This is a genomic window from Gordonia terrae, assembly GCF_001698225.1.
Classification (GTDB): Bacteria; Actinomycetota; Actinomycetes; order Mycobacteriales; family Mycobacteriaceae; genus Gordonia; species Gordonia terrae.
In genome coordinates this window covers 2,923,358-2,942,577 of sequence record NZ_CP016594.1, presented here as the reverse complement: position 1 = coordinate 2,942,577, position 19,220 = coordinate 2,923,358, and the positions used below count along the sequence as shown (strand labels likewise).

Sequence of the window (19,220 nt, the reverse complement as noted above, 5' to 3'; positions counted from 1 at the left end):
GCCGGGAGCGGAGCGAGCGGGCCGAATCGATGCCCGGCGCCGGGAGCGGAGCGAGCGGGCCGAATCAACTACAGCCGCGTAGACTCCGCGATCATGGCGATTGTCAACCGAGGGTTCGTGGGGCGCCGCGACCGCGATGCGCGGCGTCTCCCTCCCGGCCAGTACACGACACTCGATTTTCCGGTCCTGTCGTCGGAGCCGACGCCCGCGGTCGCCTCGGCCGGTTGGATGCTGGCCGTGCAGTCGGCAGACCACAAGGCGGCCACGTTCACGTGGGAGCAGTTCCAGGACCTCCCTCACGAGGACGTCACCACCGACATCCATTGCGTCACACGGTGGTCGAAGTTCGATACGCGGTGGCGCGGCGTCTCCTTCGACACGCTGCTACGTGCGTTGCCGTGGGAGCCGGCTCCGTTCGTGATGGCACACTGCCACGGTGGTTACACCGCCAATGTGCCGCTCGCCGATCTCGTCGACGGCCGCGGTTGGATCGCCGACACCTACGACGGCGAGCCGCTCGCCGCCGAACACGGCGGCCCGGCCCGGCTCCTGGTGCCGCACCTGTATTTCTGGAAAAGCGCGAAATGGGTTCGGCGACTCCGCTTCATGGCCGAGGACGCGCCCGGATTCTGGGAGGAACGCGGGTACCACATGTACGGCGATCCCTGGCGCGAACAGCGCTACTCGTGACGACCTGGCATCTCACGACGGTCACCGCGGTCGTCGACCTCACCCCCACCGCGCGCGCCCTGCGCCTCGCCCTCCCCGAGGCCGTCCACGCATTGCCCGGTCAGCATGTCGACATCCGGTTGACCGCCGAGGACGGCTACTCCACCGCACGCGCCTACTCGTTGTCCGATGTCCGCGAGACGCGTTCGGTCGAGGTCACCGTCGAACGCCTGGAGGACGGTGAGGTGTCGCCGTACCTCGTCGACGTCGTCGAGGTGGGCGACCCGCTGGAGATCAGCGATCCACACGGATACTGGTTCACCTGGCCGTCCGGAGACGACCGGCCCGTGCAGCTGATCGGCGGCGGCTCCGGCATCGCGCCGCTCATGTCGATGATCCGCGGCCGCGAGGTCGAGGCCCCGCAGACGCCGTTCTCCCTCGTGTACTCGGTCCGGAGCCCCGACCGCGTCTACTACCGGGACGAGCTGCGGCAGTTGATCGAACACCGGCGCATGGACGTCCACCTGATCCACACCCGGGTGGCGCCCGACGATGCGACACGACCTGCGGGACGCCTCACCGCCGACGAACTGGCCGGACTCACGCTCGACCCCGCGACCTCGCCGACGGTGTTCATCTGCGGCCCCAATCGGTTCGTCGAGAACTGCGCTCAATGGATGGTCGACGCCGGACACGATCGCACCCGCATCCGGACGGAGCGGTTCGGGGAATGATCGGCGGATCCTTCGCCGATTCTCCCGAGCAAGTGCTTGATTGGGAAGTAGCGTAGCGGCATGACCTCCGCGTACGACTTCACCGCCACCGGCATCGACGGCACACCCGTCGAACTCTCGGACTTCCAGGGCAGTCCCCTGCTCATCGTGAACACCGCCTCGCAGTGCGGATTCACCCCGCAGTACCGCGGTCTGGAAGCCCTGCACCGGGACTACGCCGACAAGGGGCTGCGTGTACTCGGCTTCCCGTGCGATCAGTTCGGACATCAGGAACCTGGCGACGAGGAGGAGATCAAGAACTTCTGTTCGCTGACCTACGACGTGACGTTCCCGATGTTCGCGAAGGTCGACGTGAACGGGCCGGAGGCACACCCGTTGTTCGCCTGGTTGCGGGACCAGAAGTCCGGCGTGCTCGGCGGCCGCATCAAGTGGAACTTCACCAAGTTCTTGATCGGGCGGGACGGTTCGGTGGTCGCGCGGTATGCGCCGACCACGAAGCCGGAGAAGCTCGCCGGGTCCATCGAAGAACAGCTGTGACGAGATGGGTGACCCTGTGAACACCGAGCGCACCTACAGTCGGACCGGTTCGTTCGCCCGGATCACGATCGCCTACCTGGTGGCCTTCGCAGTCGCTGCCGCCTGGCTGATCTGGGGTCCGACCACCGCGTACCTGTGGTTGGACACCCTCATCGCCGACCTGCTGGCCACGTTGGTCATCTTCGGGTTCAGCCGGTACTACGGCAATTCCAGCTTTTACGACGCTTATTGGAGTGTGGTACCGCCCGCACTATTCCTCTACTGGTGGGCGGCGGGCGACGTCGGGATAGACGCAGTGCACTGTTGGGTCATCGCCGTCGTCATCGGCGCCTGGGCGATCCGACTCACCGCGAACTGGGCGATCGGCTGGCCGGGACTGCAGCACGAGGACTGGCGCTACCCGATGCTGAAGTCCGGTGCCGGGCGCGCCGAGCTGCCCGTCGATCTGATGGCCATCCACGTCTTCCCCACCTTCCAGGTGTTCCTCGGCATGATCCCGATCTACGTCGCCGTCACCCACACCGGCGCGGTGGCATGGTTGACGGCGGTCGCTGCTGTCGTGGGACTGGCCGCCACGGCGCTCGAGTACATCGCCGACGGACAGTTGCGCCGGTTCGCCGCACACCGAACGCCGGGCGCCGTCCTCGACACCGGCGTCTGGGCGTGGTCGCGGCACCCGAACTACTTCGGCGAGGTCATGTTCTGGGTGTCGATGGCCCTGTTCGGTCTCGCCGCCTCACCCGGTGACTGGTGGTGGCTGTTCGTCGGCGCGGTGCTGATGCTCGCCATGTTCCTCGGCGCCAGCATCCCCATGATGGAGAAGCGAAGCCTCGAGCGACGTCCCGGCTACCAGGACGTCATCGACCGGGTGCCGCGGTTCATCCCCCGGCCGCCGCGTTCGGCCGCCCATCCACCGGATCAGGTCACTGCGTGAGCCGACCCCGCGTCGTCGTCGCCGGTCTCGGTGATTCCGGATTGCTGACCGCGATCCACCTCGCTCCGCATGCCGATGTCGTCGGCATCTCGTCGAAGCCGGGACTCGTCAGCGGTCAGGAGCTCGGCCTCCGGATCAGCCGGCCCGATGAGTGGGCCCGGGACTATCGGATCCCGTTCGGGCGCTTCCGCAAACTCGACGGCATCCGGACCGTCCACGGCACGCTGACGGCCGCCGATCTCGACAACCGCACCGTCTCCGTTGTCGATGCCGCCGGCGCCGCGACCGTCGAGGGCTTCGACGCGCTGGTCATCTCCACCGGGGTACGGAACGGCTTCTGGCGACAACCCGGGTTACAGTCCGCGGCCGACATCGACGCCGACTTGCGTTCTGCGCATCGGCGATTCGCCGACGCCGACTCCATTGCCGTGATCGGTGGCGGTGCGGCGGCGGTGAGCGCCGCCGCCAACTTGGCCGCCACCTGGCGGGACAAGCAGATCGACCTCTACCACCCGGGCGATCGCGCCCTGCCGCAGCATCATCCGCGTACCTGGGCCACGGTCCGCGCCCGACTGCGTCGGCTCGGGGTCGGTGTCCACGGCGGCCATCGCGCTGTCGTGCCCGACGGATTCAGCTGCGACGAGATCACGCCCGGTCCGGTGAGTTTCTCGACCGGCCAGTCGGCGGTCGGGGCGGACGCCGTGCTGTGGGCCATCGGCCGGGTCGCGCCGAACACGGACTGGCTGCCTGCGGACGTGCTCGACGCGTCGGGTTTCGTCCGTGTGTCTGCTGAACTGCGGGTGCCCGGGGTCGATTCCGTGTACGCCATCGGCGACGTCGCGGCGACCGACGATCTGCGCAGTTCGGCTCGCAATCGTGCCGATCGTCTGCTCGCACACAACATCCGCGCCGACCTCGGCGGGCGGCCCGACCGGGCGCGACGCTACGTTCCCCCACGGCGTCGGTGGGGTTCGGTGCTCGGGGTGCAGGCCGACGGACTCCAGGTCTTTGCGCCCAGCGGTCGTCCGTTCCGCTTTCCGGCGTGGTCGGTCGACACGATCCTGCAACCGTGGATCGTCCGGCGCGGGATCTACGGCGGCATCCGGAAGCCCCGGTGACCGTGTCGCTCATCCCGGCGGACAGGGTGGCGACCGCGCATAGACTCGGCGCATGAGCAACGAACCGTTCTCTGCGAATCCCTCCGGCCACCCGACGCCGGGCGGGCCGGGACAGACTCCGTCAGGCGCGTTCCCACCGGGACATACGCCACCCGGGACAACCCCGCCGGCCACCTCGTATCCCGTCGAGACCCCGGGTGCGGTGCCACCGGATGGGTCGACGACGGACGCGCCGCCGGCCAAAAAGACGGCCGGCGAGCGTGCGAACGCCGTTGTGAAGAAGGTGGTGATCGGTCTTGTCATCGCCGCCCTGCTCGTGGTCACGTACTTCATCCTCGAGGCGTTCCTGCCGCGCTGGTGGGCCGGTCAGATCGGACAGCGCGTCGAGGGATCGTTCAGCCGCGGCATCGGCACCGGGCTGGTGCTGGGGATCGTCTGCACCTTCCTGCCCGTGCTGTTCTTCACCCTGGCGTTCGTCAACCGCAGCCGGATGAAGAACGTCCCGACGATCATGTTCGCCGTTCTCGGCGTGATCATCGCGGTCCCCAATCTGCTCACCCTCACCGTGGTCGCAGGCGGCGGAAACGGCGCACACGCCGGTGAACGGATCTTCGACGTCGACGCGCCCGGCTTTCGAGCCGCCACCGCGTGGGGCGTGGTCATCGGAATCGTTCTGGCGATCGGGGTCGGCTACTTCATCTGGCGCTACCGGCGCCGCGGTCGTCAACTCGACCAGATCAAACACCCTGCAACAGATGGGAAATGACCTCATGACCGAGCAGCGGATCATCGTGAACATCGACGATGCGGGCGTCGCCACCGCGACGCTCAACCGGGCCGACAAACACAACGCCCTCGACCCGGCGATGTTTGAAGCCCTCATCGACGTGACGGGCGCGCTGGCCGCCGACAAGCGCGTCCGGGCCGTGGTCGTGCACGGTTCGGGCAAGAGCTTCTGCTCCGGACTCGACGTGTCGAGCCTGGGTCAAGGTGGCGGCGTGAACTCGCTGCTGGACCGCGAACCGGGTGTGCTCGGCAACCACGCGCAGCGGGTGTCGCTGGACTGGGGCCGGATCCCCGCGCCGGTGATCGCGGCGATCACCGGAAACTGTTTCGGCGGTGGCCTGCAGATCGCGCTGGGCGCCGACATCCGCTACTCGACCCCTGATGCGCGCCTGTCCATCATGGAGGTCAAGTGGGGTCTGGTGCCCGACATGGGCATCACGCAGACGCTGCCGCGACTCGTGTCCGCGGACGTCGCAAAGGAACTGACGTTCACCGGACGCATCATCGACGGCGCGGAGGCCCAGCGGCTCGGGCTCGTCACGCGCGTCGTCGATGATCCGCTCACCGCTGCGCTCGAGCTGGCGCACGAGATCGCGTCGAAGTCGCCGCACGCGGTCCGCGCTGCCAAACGTCTCTACGACGAGTCGTGGGCGGGCACGGATCCGGCTGCGGCGCTGATGCTGGAGAGCGAACTCCAGGTCGGCCTGATGGGCTCGCCCAATCAGATGGAGGCCGTCCACGCCGGGATGGCGCGGCGCGAGCCGAGCTTCGCCGACCCGGAGTGACCGGACCCCCGCCCTGTGTCAATCTAAGCTCCCCAATTCGAAGAAACCGCAAAAGCACTGGTCCCTGATCCGAAGGATCCGTATGACCCCGGGTCCCTGAGGTGCGAGAAGCGCTAGCGACGAGCCACGAAGGGTCGGCGACGCATCTCGCCACGACCCTTCGTGACGCGCCCTCCGCAAGCTCCGGGCGCTCCTCAGGGAGCAGGGGGGACGCTTCTTTCGGATTCGGGTGCGGAGTCTTTTGTAGCCCGCCCGGGCCGGCATCGGATCAGTTGGACAGGCCGGCGTCCTTGCTGCCGTAGGCTTCCCGAAGTCTCGGCTTCACGACCTTGCCGCCCGCATTGCGGGGCAACTCGTCGATGATCACCAGGTCCTTCGGGTGCTTGAATCGGGCGAGGTTCTCGTTGAGGTGCGGTTCGAGTTCGGCGAGGGTGAGATCATCGACGCCCTCGGCGAGCACCACCACCGCGACCGGTACCTCGCCCCACTTCTCGTCCGCACGACCGATGATGGCGGCCTCGGCGATGCTCGGGTGCCCGTAGAGCGCATTCTCGACCTCGGCGCAGTAGATGTTCTCGCCACCCGAGATGATCATGTCCTTGGCACGGTCGACGACGTAGAGGAACCCCTCCTCGTCCTGCCGGACGAGGTCGCCCGAGTGGAACCACCCGCCGCGGAACGCTTCTGCGGTCGCCTCGGGCTTGTTCCAGTAGCCGATCATCATGTTGGGTCCGCGGTAGACGATCTCCCCGACCTCACCGGGCTTGACGTCGTTCATGAGCGGATCGACGATCCGCGCGGTGACCGCCGGCACGACCTTGCCGATCGAGCCGAGCTTGCGCAGCGCGTCCTTGCCCTCCAGGATCGTCGTCACCGGAGACATCTCGGTCTGCCCGAACGCGGTCATGTTCGCGGCTCCCGGGAAGGACTCGTTCATCGCATTGAGCACGGTGTCCGAGGCCGGCGCCGCGCCCCAGCTCATGGTGCGCAGCTTGAGGTCCCGGGGTCGCGCCTTCTGTGCCGCAGATACCGCCTGCCACTGCGCAGGCACCATGAACACCGAGGTGACGCCTTCGCGTTCGAGGGTGTCGAGCATCGTGTCGGGATCGAACGCACCGAGTGGATGCAGGACCGCACGCACCCCGCGGTAGAAGATCGGCGCGAAGCCGCCGATCCCGGCGATGTGGAACAACGGCGGCACGATCGACGCGACGTCATCGGAACCGGACTGTGCCCCGGCCGTGGCGATCGTCGTCACGGCCTGCGCCTGGATGTTCTGGTGGGTGAGCATGGCGCCCTTGGGCTTTCCCGTGGTGCCCGAGGTGTACATGATGGCGGCGACGGTGTCCTCCGGCACGTCGACCTCCGGCAGGTCCGACGCGTCCTCCGCGAGGAGGGTCTCGAAGTCGAGATGGGCGTCGTTGTCGCTGCCGTCGACGACGATGATGGTGTCGATCTGGCCGGTCGACCCGGCGACCGCGTCGGCGATCGGCGCGAGCAGCGTTTCCGTGACGACGACCTTCGCCCCGCTGTCGGTGACGAGGTACGCGACTTCGGCCGGACTCATGCGGATGTTCACCGGCACCGGGATGGCACCGATCAGGGTGGCCCCGAGGATCGCCTCGATGTACTCGGTGCGATTGAGCAAGGCCATCAGGATCCGATCACCGAACTGGACGCCACGCCGATGGAGGGCCGCGCCGAAGGCGTGCGACCGGTCGTCGAGTTCTTTCCAGCTGGTGTTCTTGTCGAGGTAGGTGATCGCTGTCTTGTCCGGGGTCATCATGGCGTGCCGGCGCACCTGGTTGTTCCAGTGATTGCGGCGCGAGCGGTACGGTTCCGTCGTCAGATTGCTGGTGACGTCGGCACTTGCAGTCATGACTGCCTCCCATTCGTCGAGCGGACTCGACCCGTTGTGAACTCCCTCGTCGAGGGGTCGGCACTGTTGTGTCTCGCGTCACACATTAGGTCGTCCGTGTTGCCAGATTCAGGCATTCCCGCGGTTTGGGTGAGACCCGCCGGCGACCCGTCGACTGGGGCCCGAGCTCAGCGAGCGGAGAATTCTCCCCTGGTCGGTCGTGACTCCCTCTGCGTCGCCCGACAGCACCCTTCGGCTCACTCGCGACGGTCCTGCGACACCTCACCCGCACGGCGTCGAAGGTAGTCCTGTGCGCGCTCGTCGCCGGTGAGCGCCGCGGCCCGTTCGAAGTGCTCACGCGCCGCATCGCAGTGCCCGGCCCGTACCAGAAGATCCGCTCTCGCAGCGTGGAACGGTCCGAAATCCGCTGCATCACCGCTCAATTCGTCGAGCAGGGACAGTCCGTCCAGGGCAGAATTCGCGCGCCCGACGATCCCGGCGTGAGCAACCCGTGCACCGAGCGTCGGCGACACGGACACCAGCGCGGACGAGAGCGACCGCAACGCAGCCCAGTCGACGACACCGGTGCGTGCGCGGTCGGCGTGAACGGACTGCATGGCCGCTTCGAGCTGGAATCGGCCGTGTGGTCGGCCGAACGACGAGGCGTGTCGAAGCATCACCTCGCCATCGCGGATCAGCTCCTCATCCCAGGTCGAGGGATCCTGCTCGTCGAGCGGAACGAACGGCCCGATTCGCGCCGGAGCCCGCGACAGCGACAGCGCGATGAGCGCGGCGAGACCCCAGGCCTCCGGGTCGTCGAGCAGCGAGGCCAGCGTGACGGCCAGGTACAGCGACTCCCCCGCCATCGATTCGACGGTGTCGGGGTCGGCGCCGTCCGCGTCGTTCCACGTGATCGCGAAACATCCGTAGACGGCCTCGAGGACTGCGGGTAGGCGTCCGGGCATCGACGCGCGGTCGGGAACGACGAACGGTATGCGTGCGTCGCGGATGCGACGTTTCGCACGAACCAGACGTTGCGACATCGCCGACGGCGCGACTGCGAACGCACCAGCGATGTCGGTCGCTTCGAAGCCGAGCACCGACTGCATCATGAGCGGGGTTCGGGCTGCTGCGTCGATGGCCGGATGCGCACAGGTGAACAGGAGCTCGAGTCGCCTGTCGGGGATGGCGTCCGGGTCCACATCGTCGAAGGGGGTCACGGCGGTGGCTCCTGGCGAAAGGGTGTCGTCGAGAACGGTCGACGTGCGGTGCGCCGCCGACTTCCAGACGTCGCGCTGCTCATTGCGCGCGACCGTGAGTAGCCATCCCTCGGGGTTCGCGGGCACCCCGTCGGCGGACCAGGTGACGAGCGCCCGTTCGAAGGCGGCTGCCAGAGCGTCCTCGGCCAGAGCGAGGTCGCCCGAGGAAGCTGCGAGAAGCGCCACCAACCGCGAATATGACGCTCGGGCGGCATGTTCGGCGGCGGTGTGCGCTTCTCGTCGGGTCATGCGTTGGGCGTCCAGGCACCGTCGACGGTGTAAGTGGCGCCGGGCCTGATCTCGACGACTCCCCACTCGATCGGTGGCGCCTGACGCGCCCACTCGATGGCGGCGTCAAGGTTGCCGACATCGATGACGACGGTTCCGCCGAGTTGCTCTTTGGTGTCGGCGAACGGACCGTCCTGAACCACGAGTTGACCGTCGACCTTGCGCAGCGTCGTGGTGACGTCCGAGTGTTGCAGGACTTCGGCGCTCACGAGCACGCCTGCCTTCTGGAGGGCAGTGGTGTAGGCCGCGAACGCAGCTTCTCCCTGTGCGATGGCCTCGTCACCGAGGGTCGACGCGTCCATCTCCGGGTAGTGCAGGAGCAGTGAGTAATGCATGGTCTGACCTCTCGTTCGTCGGGCCGCTCATCGGTCCGTGTGCAGTGATGACGACCTCGCGGGGCGCCATTCGACATCTTCGGCAGAGATCTTTTCGGTCGTTCTCGCCTGAGGAGGCCCGGAGCTTGCGGGGGCGGTTGTACTGCTCCCTGAGGAGGCCCGGAGCTTGCGGAGGGCCGTCACGAAGGGTCGCCGCCGCGATCGGCGCGGACAGCGGCGTCGGGCCACATCGCCGGACACGGCAGGCCGGGCACGGTCGCGATCTCGAAGTGCCACCACTCGTTCGCGAACGTCCGACACAGGCCCCAGCGATATCCGGTGCGCTGGAGCCAGGCGGCCCCTTCCCGCGGTCCGACGTCGATGGCCCGACCGTGCACGTGGCTCGACTGCTCCGGTGGCAGGACCCACCGTCGGGCGGCTTCGGGGCTTCCGTAGGTCGCGATCGCATCCCGCCACATCTGACGTTGCTCGGCGTGAGTTCTCTTGCCGGAGGTGATCCACAACGGAACCCCCTGTGCACGAGCAGCATTCGACGCCTGTTGATAGGACGTCGCCAGGACCGGGTCGAGGCCCGTGGTCGGCGGTGCGGCGCCGGCCGGTGCGGCCCCGAGGGCTGCGACGAGCAGGACGCCGAGGACGGTGGCACAGACGATCGCGAATCGGCTCGGTGGAACGTCCAGAAAGCTCATGACCGCAGTAAACCGTACGACCGACAACTGCTGCACCCGTCTGCGCGAAGCGACTATCGTCATCGTCGGGTGGGCCGCGTGCGAGCCTGTGGAGGGTCGGAAAAATGAAGAAGCGTCTGGTGGTCTGCTGCGACGGTACGTGGAAGTCGTCGAAGGACCCGAGAATTTCGAATGTGGAGAAGATCGCCCGGGCCGTCACCACTGATGCCGACGACGGGACGGTCCAACTCGTTCACTATGTCAACGGAGTCGGAACCGGATCCGGCTGGTCGGACCGGATCATCGGCGGTGCATTCGGTCGCGGGCTGGATGCCAACCTGGTCGATGCCTACCGATTCCTCGCTCTGAACTACGAGCCCGGCGATGAGATCTTCGTCTTCGGGTTCAGTCGCGGCGCGTACACCGCACGGAGTCTTGGCGGCATGATCTGGCAGGTCGGGCTGGTTTCACCGCTCGAACTCGCGCAGCATCCGACCGAGAACCTCTTCGAAACCGTCCTGCGGTACTACCGGATGAAGCGGGAAGATCGTCCGGCGAAGACCCCAGGCGCCCCGGTGCCGGTCAAGTTCATCGGTGTGTTCGACACCGTCGGTGCCCTCGGCGTTCCCGGCATCACCCGCGTCAAGCACAAGTTCCACGACGTGAAGCTCGGCAAGAACGTCGCAGTGGCCAGACAGGCGCTCGCCATCGACGAACGTCGGCTGACATTCGATCCCTGCGTCTGGGAAGTCGACAAGGCAGATGAGGGCAAGATCGACGTCAAACAGGTGTGGTTCGAGGGGGTCCACTCCGACATCGGCGGTGGTCTGGCGGTCACTGAACCCTCGGAACTGAGTCTGTCCTGGATGGTGCGCGAGGCGGACCTTGCCGGCCTGCAGTTCTGCTACAAGCGATTCACGCCCATCAGCTTCCCCATCGACCCGTCGAACGAGAGGTACACGACCAACAAGTCGATGAACGCCGCGTACCGCATCGTCAACATCGTCAAGCTCGCCTTCGGCCCGCTGCGGATGCGCGGAGAAACCGTGCGTCACAAGGGTCAGTCGCGATTGCTCGAGGCGGACAAGAATGATCCTGCAAGGCCGCTGTATATAGCCGCGCCTGCGCTCACTCGGTGGAATGACGATGTCGGGTCACGCAAGAAGAGGGCGACGAACATCGGCGCGTGGGAAGAGCTGATCAAGGACTTGTCGGTCCGCGCGGTCGAGATTCCTCCGCTCGAGCGACCGGTCACCGCGCCGAAACCTCCGGCTGCGTCGGTCCCCACGGCACCGCCGCTGGTCACCCCGCGATAGTCACTGCGGGGCCGCGTCTTTCGTAGCGGCGATCTGGATCAGGTTGCCGCACGTGTCGTCGAATACCGCGACGATCGCGGGGCCGATGTCGGTGGGTTCCTGGGTGAACTCGACGCCGAGTCCGCGCAGCCTGTCGTACTCGGCCTGCACATCGTCGACAGCGAACTGCGCCAGCGGGATTCCGTCTTCGATGAGCGCATCCCGGTAGGGTTTCACCGCGGGGTGGCCGGACGGTTCGAGGAGGAGTTCCATCCCCTCTGGGTCTTGAGGGGAGACGACCGTCAGCCACCACGTGTCCTCCCCCATCGGAATGTCGTGCCGCGTGGTGAATCCCAGTATCTCGGTGTAGAACTCGTGCGCCTTGCGCTGGTCGTCGACGAAGACGGACATCAATGTGAGTCTCATGGGAGGTCCTTTCGATGGGCGGGCCACCGGTCGGCGATCTCGTCGAGCGGTGCGGGGTCGAAGTAGTGGAATTTGGAGCGTCCACGTTTCTCGGTGTGGACGAGTCCGGCCGTCTCCAGCACACCCAGATGCTGCGAGATCGCCTGCCGGCTCAGGTTCAACCCACGCCGAGATGTGAGACGTCCGCAGATCTCGAACAGCGTCTGACCGTCACGCTCGACGAGTTCGTCGAGGATTGCCCGCCTCGTCGAGTCATCGAGCGCATGGAACACATCGGCCACACCTGACGATAGGCAAGTGGATGCTTGCATGTCAATGGCAGCCGCCGCGCTCGCCCTAGTGCCATGAGGTGCGCGCCTATTGCTCCCTAGTCCGAAAAGCGCCCGCCCCCTCCATTGCTCCCTGAGGAGCGCCCGGAGCTTGCGGAGGGCGCGTCACGAAGGGTCTGCCACGCATCTCACCAGGACCCTTCGTGACGGCCTCCGCAGGCTCCGGCCTCCTCAGGGAGCAGGGGTCAAAAGCCCCTAAGTTCTCGCGCTCCCGAGGTACGCCTCCTCGACCCGTCTGATGTCATTCGCAAGGGCGGCGGCGGAATCCGCGAGTGCGATCTCGCCGTGGACGAGGACGACCGCCCGGTCGGCGACATCCAGCGCCAGCCGGACGTGCTGTTCGACGAGAACCACCGCGGCGCCGTCGGTGTCGGCGACCTCTCGCAGGACGGGCAGAATCGATTCGACGATGATGGGCGCCAGGCCCATGCTCAGTTCGTCGATCAGCAGCACCTTGGGTTGCTGTAACAGGGCGCGCCCGATGGCGAGCATCTGCTGCTCTCCCCCGGACAGCTCCCCGGCGGCGACCTTCAATCGCGCACGGAGGGCGGGGAAATGGCCGAGCACCCGGTCAATGGCTTCGGTTCGGGCCGCGCCGCGACGTCGAATGGCCAGTTGCAGGTTCTGTCGTGTCGTCAGTTGTTTGAACAGCGACCGGTCGTCGGGCACCAGGACGAGCCCGGCGCGGACCGCTGCGCGTGCCTCCCCCGCACGAACGGACTGGTCGGCGACGTTGACCTCGCCGCCGAGGCGCGGAAGCAGACCGGCGAGCGTCGCGAGCAGTGTCGTCTTTCCGGCACCGTTCGGACCGAGTAGCGCGACGATCTCGCCCGCCTCGACGGACAGATCGAGACCGTGGACGCAGGCCTTGCCGCGCGCATACCCGGCGTCGAGCCCGCGACATTCGAGCAGAGTCACGGCGTCATCTCCTTGGTCGTCGAATGAGGTTCGGAGCCAGCCCGGTTCGATGGCGAGGGGTCATCGGGCTCGCCGGTCCCCGCAGCCGCCGATGACGGCGTGCCCAGGTAGGCGTTGACGACCGCCGGTGATCGTCGGATCTCGTCGGGGGTGCCTTCGGCGATGACGGCGCCGAGGTCCAGGACGACTACCCGATCACAGAGGCTGAGTACGAGATCCATGTCGTGATCGACGAGGACCATCGAGACACCGTGCGCCCGGGCAGCGCGCAACCTGTCCCCCAGCCACCGACTCTCGGTGCTGTCGAGCCCGGCGGCCGGCTCGTCGAGCAACGCGACCTCGGGGTTGCCGGCGAGCACCCGTGCGACTGCGACGAGTTGACGCTGTCCCTGCGAGAGGTCAGCCGCGGCAACCTCACTGAGGTGACCGATCTCCAGCATCGCCAGGACGTCGCGGACGTTCTCCGCGGTGTCGCCCGGTGCGCGACGTGCGGCGATCGCCAGATTCTCGGCGACCGACAGTTCGCCGTAGAGCTCGATGTCCTGGAAAGTCCGACCGAGACCCGTCCGGCTGCGACGATGCGGTGCAAGGCCGTTGAGGGTTGTGCCGCCGAGGGTCACTGTTCCGTCCGCGGTCGCGAAACCGCTGATGGCGTCGATCAGGGTCGTCTTGCCGGCGCCATTGGGACCGATGAGGCCGACGATCTCGCCGGAACGTAGGTCGAAGCTGACGTTGTCGACAGCGGTCACCGCCCCGTAGCGCACCGTGACGTCGCGGGCCGAGAGGAGAACCTTGCCGTTGGTCGGCGAGGGTACCGGCGCAGTCGCGACGGACTGATCGTCGACCTGCGTCGGTGCCGGGCGGCGGCGTCGACCCGGCAGCGGGATCTTGTGCAGGTATCCGATGATGCCGTCGGGACTGGTGACCACGGTGAGTACCAGCAGGATTCCGCTGACCAGCATGTAGTAGTCGCCGAAGGAGGCGTACTTGTCGGCGGCGAAGTACATGACCCCGCCCGGGGCGATGATCCCGGCGAGGATCGCTCCGGAGATCGACGTCACCCCTGCGATGTAGAAGACCGCGAAGAGCCCGATCCCGGCGAAGACGGCGTAACTGCCCGCGGTGGCGAGGGTCTGCTGGTAGGCCAGCAGCGATCCGCCGAGGCCGGCGAGGAAGGACGCGATCGCGAAGGCGATGAGTTTGGTTGCACCGACGTTGATCCCGGCCGCGGCCGCGGACCGTTCGTTGGCGCGAACGGCCAGCATCGACGCGCCCAGTCCGCTGCGGCGCAGAACTGCCACCGCGTACGCGACCAGGGTCAGCACGACGAGGCACAGGATGCCGAAGGCGATGCGCGGGTACCCCTCGCCCGCACCGATTCCCAGGTCGATACCGAAGATCGATGGGGGGTCGACGGGTGCGCCCTGCAATCCGCCGTTGAGGGACGGGTTGCGGAACCAGAACGCCTCGCAGAACACGGCGAGCGCGAGGGTCGCGACCATGAGCGGTAGCCCGCGCACCCGAAGCGCGGGCAGGCCCACGATGACACCGATGACCATCGCAGCGCAGGCCGCGAGCAGCGGCGCCAGCGGGAACGGGATGTTCAGGTCGTCGGTCAGCCGGCTGAGCGCGTAGGCGCCGACGCCGGCGAGGGTCAACTGTGCGAGGGACACCTGGCCCGCGTAACCGGTGACGACGACCTGAGACAGCGCGATGATCGCGTAGATCATCGTGGCGATGACTGCCAGGCGGAGACTGCCGGAAGTGGTGACGAGCGCCAGGACCGCGACGACGACACCGACAATTCCCGGGATCAGCAGATGATCGGGACGCGGCGACCGGCCGAGGTCATTGCGCGTCACCGCTCCCCGACCGGGAAGTGGACGTCCACGGATGAGCAGGAACCCGATGATGAGGATGAGCGGGACTGCCTCGGCAACACCGGCGTCGGGCATCCAGTCCCAGGTGGTCTGGAGCTTGGTGGCCTCGGACTGCAGCATGCCGATGATGAGTCCGGCGCCGACGGTGATCGAGATCGCGGTGAAGTTGCCGACCAGCGCCGCCGCGAGGGCCGGCACGATGAACATGGTGTAGGCCACCGGGTTCAGCGGAACAATCGGTGCGATGAGTACACCGCCGAGTCCCGCAGTGGCGGACGACAGCGCCCAGTTGGCGACGGCAATGCGGTCCGGCGAGAGTCCGGTGACCAGTGCGCCCTTCTCGGATTCGGCGGCAGCCTCGGTCGCGACGCCGAAGCGTGTGTAGCGCAGGACGAGTCCCGCACAGATGGCAAGGCCGACGATGACCACGGCGAGCATCAGACGGTCGGTCGGAACCGCGCTGGAGCCGATCGTGAACGTGTCGACCTTGAAGATGGGGCCGACACTCGGTGCGTTCTCGCCGACCCGAAGCGCGATGAGTGCCTGGATGACGAGCATCAGACCGATCGCGGCGACGGCCTTGGCCAGGGCCGGGGCGGCGCGCATCGGGCGGAACACCAGCAGGTAGAGGATGACTCCGAGGATCGCTGCGACGACGACGGAGATGAGCAGCGTCCCAGCAACTCCCAGGTCGGAGCCGAGGGAGATGGTCGCCGGGAAACCGGGTATCGGGTTGAGGAGTTCCCCCTGGCGCAGAAACGCATACGTGTACGCGGCGTACAGGGCGACGGCTCCGGTGGCGAAGTTGACGACGCCGGAACTCTTGAACGTCATCACCAGCGCCAGGCCGAGGGCGGCGAAGACGGCGCCGTTGCCGAGGCCGAGGACCAGGAACGCGAGATGGTCAGTCATGGAACTCCCACTGGGAAGTGCGGGGATCGGGGGCCGCGCGGACGCGACCCCCGATCTGTGGCGGATCTAGTTGTTGGTGACGACGGTGTTCTCGAGCTTGGCGTCGGAGGTCACTTCGCTGACCAGAATCGCCTTGCTGCACAACGACGTCAGCGGCGGGAACGCCTGGCCGTCGCAGGTGAAGGTGATGCCGGGTGCGGCCGGCAGCGGGACGTTCTTGGCCTCCGACAGTGCCGTGGTGAACGTCTGGGCGTCGACGGTGCCTTCGAGGCCGTTCAGCTCGCCGAGTGCGGTCATGACCTGGTATCCGATGTAGGCGAGACCGGCCGGGTCGGTGTCCGGAGCGTATTGCGCCATGACACTGCGGTATTGGGTGACACTCGGATCGTCGGAGCTGAGGTTGACCGTGGTGAACGCCTTGGCACCGGAGACCGCTTCGTTGCCGACGGCGTCGAGGACGGGCTTGTCGAGGCAGCTGGCGATCAGGTACTTCGAGGCGTCGGGTGCGACGGTCTGCAGCGTCTTGAGGACCGAGATGCACTGGCGGGTGTCGCCGAGGATGCTGACCGCATCCGGGTTGTCGGCGAGACCGGCGGTGATCTGCGGTGTCAGGTCGGCGGCGCCGACCGGCACGGTGACGACGTTGAGAGCAACGCCGGCACGCTGGAACATCGGGTCGCCGAGCGCTTTCACCGATGCGGCTGCGTCACCGGAGTCGCCGATGATCAGGGTGACCTTCTTGAGCCCGTCCTTGGCCGCGGTGGCGGCTTGTCCCGCGAGAACGGCGACGATTCCGCCGGACAGCATGAACGAGCCGGGGGTGGCCATCTCGGCCTGTGACACCGGAGCCTGTGCGACGAACGGGATCTTGGCGCCGGCGATGATCGGCAGCATGACCGCACCCTGTGCGCCCAGCGGCGAGACCACGACCGAAACCTGCTGCTCCACCATCTGATTCGCGCACTTGGTGGCCGAGGCGGGCTCTTCTTGCTGCTTGCACACCACCAGTTCGATCTGATGGCCGCCGATGCCGCCACCGTTGTTGTTCAGGTATTCGACGGCGGCTTCGCTGCCCTCGCGCACCATCGGCGTCGTCACCGCACCGCCCTCGGGGACGATCAAGCCGACCTTGACAGGGTCGCCCGTCGCCGGATTGCTGGGGAGTTGGCTGGTCTCGCCCGCAGTCGAGCTCTCCGAGCTGTCGTCGGCGCAGGCCGTGAGCGCTCCGAGCGCGAGCACCCCGGAACAGCCGATCACCGTCGCGGTCCGAAGCACACGCCTGAGTGCACTGGGTGATTTCATGCGATCCCCTTCGATCGTGATTCGACAAGTCGCCGTCCCCTGGTGTGGAGATGGGACGAAATGTCGGATTTGATGACTCGGTGGCGACTGTAACCGTCGGGTCGTCGTCGCTGGATGGTTTCGAAATAATCTGTCCTGCAATGAGTCTCGGCCTTCGAGGCGATCGATGCGCACGGCAGCATCGATCGTCGGTCCGGCACCGGAAGACCCCCCGCGGTCGACTCGCGTGACGTCGTCGGCGTGCTGCCGACGAACTCACTCTGGACTCAGAGGCAAAAGTTAGACGACCATCCAAACTTTGGTGGCGGAATGCAAGAATTGGTCGGTCGGGGTCGCCCCGCTCGTACGGAAGGCACCACATTGACCGAAGCTCCGGCCATCGGCCGCCGGGAACGCAACAAGCAGCAGACGCGTGAGCGCCTGCTGATCGCTGCGCGCGAACTGCTGGCGTCCGACGGGAGCGCCGCAACGGTGGAGTTGATCGCCGAGCGGGCCGAGGTGTCGCGGGCGACGTTCTTCAACTACTTCCCGAGCAAGGACGATCTGCTCACCGAGCTGTACGGGCAGCTGATGGGGACGTTCTCGCATGTCGTCGACGCCATGCTCGGCAAGCCGCTCAGCACGTATGAGCGCGTGGTGGGTGTGTTCGTCGACTTCGCGCGGTCGTCGGTCGCCGACCCGGACTACATGCGGACGGTGACGAGCGAGATAGAACGAATCTCGTCGATGTCCGGGACACTGGGCGAACGCAGCCATGTGTTCACCTCGGAGGTACTGCGGCTCATCGAGCGCGGCGTCGAACAGCAGGATGTGCGGACCGATCACCCGCCCGAGTTCCTGGCTCAGATGGTGGCGGCCATCTATGTGTCGAGCATGCGGTACTGGCAGATCGATCCCGGCTTCGAGGTGAGCGAGAGCTTTGAACGCGCCGGCCGCTATGCCGCGGAGTCGCTGCTGCCGCGGTAGCGCTGGTCACTCTTGGTCGTCGGGTCGCGCGACCTCGGTCTCCCACCGCTCCCGGCGCTCGTCCTCCGTCTGCTCCCACCACGGGGTCCCGCGCTCCCCCAGCGCGACCTTCGCCGCCTGGACGCCGTGGCGTGATTCCGGTGCGCCGTTCGTCCGCTTCACGTCTCGACGCCACGCCATGAGGATCGACTGCAGTTCGGACCGCCGTTCGTCCGGGATCAGCGGATCCGTCGCCCGCCACTTGCGGCCGTTGACGATGATGTGGTGGCCGTCGGGGGTGTGTTCGGGCTCGGACATGTCTCCACGGTGTCATGCCGATTCGGCGCCCTGTGTGACCGGGATCTCGTTTGGGGTCTCACCTGCGACGTCGCGGGTGTCTGAAGCAAGCTCTCAGGGTCTGCTTAAGTATCGGGAGGTAACTTCGCCGTGTCCTTGCCGATACCGAACTGTTACCCAACCTGAGATGGACAACGCTTTGCCTCTTCACCGACTGAACACCGACTCTGCGACGCGCCCCGCCACCCGCGCACTGTTCGACTCGACGTCGAGCACTCGGCGCCCCGGACGCCATCGTGCCACCTCGCGTTCTGCCACCCGCACAGCGCTGCACACGGGCGCTCTGGCCGCGTTCGTCGGCGCGGTCGGCCTGACTGCCGGAACCGCCGCACAGGCGACGGCGCAGCCCGCTCCCCCGCCTGCGCCGAAGATTGCGCTGCCCGACAACGTGAAGCTCCCGGCCGGTCTGGTCCTGCCGCCCGAGATCGATGATCTCGCTCGCGACGTCCTCCCGCCGTCGGTGTTCGGCCCGGGCAGCTCCGACCTCCCCGGTATCAAGAAGGCAGTGAAGCCCGTCAGCGGTACCGTGACCTCGGGTTACGGCCCGCGCTGGGGAACCCACCACAACGGAGTCGACATCGCCAACAAGGTCGGAACCCCCATCTACGCCGTGACCGACGGCGTCGTCCTCGAATCCGGCCCGGCATCCGGCTTCGGCCAGTGGGTCCGTGTGAAGCAGGACGACGGCACCGTCGGCGTCTTCGGGCATGTCAACGAGAGCTTCGTCCACCCCGGCCAGCATGTGCGCGCCGGCCAGAAGATCGCGACCGTCGGCAACCGCGGCCAGTCCACCGGCCCCCATCTGCACTACGAGGTCTGGGATGCCAACGGCACCAAGATCAACCCGCAGGCCTGGCTCAACAAGCGTGGCGTTCACCCGTGACG

General features: G+C 66.9%; 20 protein-coding genes. 10 read left to right on the top strand and 10 right to left on the bottom strand.

Annotated elements, in window-relative coordinates; all coding sequences use genetic code 11:
- Window positions 1-93: 93 nt before the first annotated feature.
- Genes BCM27_RS13230 through BCM27_RS13200 form a run of 7 tightly spaced genes read left to right on the top strand, consistent with a single transcriptional unit; the run spans window position 94 to window position 5,563 of the window.
- Window positions 94-690 (top strand): sulfite oxidase-like oxidoreductase, encoded by a 597-nt coding sequence (locus BCM27_RS13230; protein WP_004018567.1) that lies wholly within the window; start codon window positions 94-96, stop codon window positions 688-690.
- Complete coding sequence (locus tag BCM27_RS13225; protein WP_004018566.1) at window positions 687-1,403, top strand: ferredoxin reductase; 717 nt, start codon at window positions 687-689, stop codon at window positions 1,401-1,403. Before BCM27_RS13230 ends, BCM27_RS13225 begins: the two co-directional genes overlap by 4 nt.
- A gap of 60 nt (window positions 1,404-1,463) precedes the next feature.
- Window positions 1,464-1,940, top strand: coding sequence for a glutathione peroxidase (locus BCM27_RS13220; protein WP_004018565.1), 477 nt, complete (start codon window positions 1,464-1,466; stop codon window positions 1,938-1,940).
- 4 nt (window positions 1,941-1,944) lie between these two features.
- Window positions 1,945-2,874 (top strand): DUF1295 domain-containing protein, encoded by a 930-nt coding sequence (locus tag BCM27_RS13215; protein WP_004018564.1) that lies wholly within the window; start codon window positions 1,945-1,947, stop codon window positions 2,872-2,874.
- Window positions 2,871-3,992, top strand: coding sequence for an FAD-dependent oxidoreductase (locus tag BCM27_RS13210; protein WP_004018563.1), 1,122 nt, complete (start codon window positions 2,871-2,873; stop codon window positions 3,990-3,992). The genes BCM27_RS13215 and BCM27_RS13210 overlap by 4 nt, the downstream gene beginning before the upstream one ends.
- Before the next feature lie 52 nt (window positions 3,993-4,044).
- The gene (locus tag BCM27_RS13205; protein ID WP_033205558.1) at window positions 4,045-4,758 is read left to right on the top strand and encodes an FUSC family protein; all 714 of its coding nucleotides are present in this window, start codon (window positions 4,045-4,047) and stop codon (window positions 4,756-4,758) included.
- Window positions 4,759-4,762: 4 nt separating this feature from the next.
- Window positions 4,763-5,563, top strand: a complete 801-nt coding sequence (locus BCM27_RS13200) for a crotonase/enoyl-CoA hydratase family protein (protein ID WP_004018560.1) — start codon at window positions 4,763-4,765, stop codon at window positions 5,561-5,563.
- A 268-nt stretch (window positions 5,564-5,831) separates the two neighbouring features.
- On the opposite strand, the gene fadD5 is transcribed toward BCM27_RS13200, so the two are convergent.
- The 4 genes from fadD5 to BCM27_RS13180 form a co-directional block, all read right to left on the bottom strand.
- Entirely contained in the window at window positions 5,832-7,442 is a 1,611-nt protein-coding gene (gene fadD5, locus BCM27_RS13195; RefSeq protein WP_004018559.1) for a fatty-acid--CoA ligase FadD5, read from the bottom strand.
- 236 nt (window positions 7,443-7,678) lie between these two features.
- Window positions 7,679-8,929, bottom strand: a complete 1,251-nt coding sequence (locus BCM27_RS13190; protein ID WP_033205555.1) for an RNA polymerase sigma factor — start codon at window positions 8,927-8,929, stop codon at window positions 7,679-7,681.
- Window positions 8,926-9,303 (bottom strand): YciI family protein, encoded by a 378-nt coding sequence (locus BCM27_RS13185; RefSeq protein ID WP_004018557.1) that lies wholly within the window; start codon window positions 9,301-9,303, stop codon window positions 8,926-8,928. The genes BCM27_RS13190 and BCM27_RS13185 overlap by 4 nt, the downstream gene beginning before the upstream one ends.
- A gap of 179 nt (window positions 9,304-9,482) precedes the next feature.
- Window positions 9,483-9,992, bottom strand: coding sequence for a M15 family metallopeptidase (locus BCM27_RS13180; RefSeq protein ID WP_004018556.1), 510 nt, complete (start codon window positions 9,990-9,992; stop codon window positions 9,483-9,485).
- A 104-nt stretch (window positions 9,993-10,096) separates the two neighbouring features.
- On the opposite strand from BCM27_RS13180, the gene BCM27_RS13175 reads away from it, so the two are divergent.
- A complete protein-coding gene (locus BCM27_RS13175) occupies window positions 10,097-11,287 on the top strand; it encodes a DUF2235 domain-containing protein (protein WP_004018555.1) in 1,191 nt (396 codons plus the stop codon).
- On the opposite strand, the gene BCM27_RS13170 is transcribed toward BCM27_RS13175, so the two are convergent.
- The 5 genes from BCM27_RS13170 to BCM27_RS13150 all read right to left on the bottom strand — a co-directional run bounded on the left by BCM27_RS13170 (window position 11,288) and on the right by BCM27_RS13150 (window position 17,033).
- On the bottom strand, window positions 11,288-11,692 hold the full coding sequence (locus tag BCM27_RS13170) for a VOC family protein (protein WP_033205550.1): 405 nt from the start codon (window positions 11,690-11,692) through the stop codon (window positions 11,288-11,290).
- Window positions 11,689-12,003 carry an ArsR/SmtB family transcription factor gene (locus BCM27_RS13165; protein WP_172622057.1) on the bottom strand — a complete coding sequence of 105 codons (315 nt, stop codon included), beginning with the start codon at window positions 12,001-12,003 and terminating at the stop codon, window positions 11,689-11,691. The genes BCM27_RS13170 and BCM27_RS13165 overlap by 4 nt, the downstream gene beginning before the upstream one ends.
- A gap of 213 nt (window positions 12,004-12,216) precedes the next feature.
- Window positions 12,217-12,939: an ABC transporter ATP-binding protein gene (locus BCM27_RS13160; RefSeq protein ID WP_004018552.1), complete on the bottom strand. Its 723-nt coding sequence runs from the start codon at window positions 12,937-12,939 to the stop codon at window positions 12,217-12,219.
- Window positions 12,936-15,731 (bottom strand): branched-chain amino acid ABC transporter permease/ATP-binding protein, encoded by a 2,796-nt coding sequence (locus BCM27_RS13155; RefSeq protein WP_004018551.1) that lies wholly within the window; start codon window positions 15,729-15,731, stop codon window positions 12,936-12,938. The genes BCM27_RS13160 and BCM27_RS13155 overlap by 4 nt, the downstream gene beginning before the upstream one ends.
- 66 nt (window positions 15,732-15,797) lie before the next feature.
- On the bottom strand, window positions 15,798-17,033 hold the full coding sequence (locus tag BCM27_RS13150; RefSeq protein ID WP_033205547.1) for an ABC transporter substrate-binding protein: 1,236 nt from the start codon (window positions 17,031-17,033) through the stop codon (window positions 15,798-15,800).
- A gap of 360 nt (window positions 17,034-17,393) precedes the next feature.
- Here BCM27_RS13150 and BCM27_RS13145 point away from each other — a divergent pair, with 360 nt between their 5' ends.
- Window positions 17,394-17,999 (top strand): TetR/AcrR family transcriptional regulator, encoded by a 606-nt coding sequence (locus BCM27_RS13145; protein WP_004018549.1) that lies wholly within the window; start codon window positions 17,394-17,396, stop codon window positions 17,997-17,999.
- A 6-nt stretch (window positions 18,000-18,005) separates the two neighbouring features.
- On the opposite strand, the gene BCM27_RS13140 is transcribed toward BCM27_RS13145, so the two are convergent.
- Window positions 18,006-18,296 carry a hypothetical protein gene (locus BCM27_RS13140; protein WP_004018548.1) on the bottom strand — a complete coding sequence of 97 codons (291 nt, stop codon included), beginning with the start codon at window positions 18,294-18,296 and terminating at the stop codon, window positions 18,006-18,008.
- A gap of 166 nt (window positions 18,297-18,462) precedes the next feature.
- Here BCM27_RS13140 and BCM27_RS13135 point away from each other — a divergent pair, with 166 nt between their 5' ends.
- Window positions 18,463-19,218, top strand: coding sequence for a M23 family metallopeptidase (locus tag BCM27_RS13135; RefSeq protein WP_004018547.1), 756 nt, complete (start codon window positions 18,463-18,465; stop codon window positions 19,216-19,218).
- Window positions 19,219-19,220 lie beyond the last annotated feature (2 nt).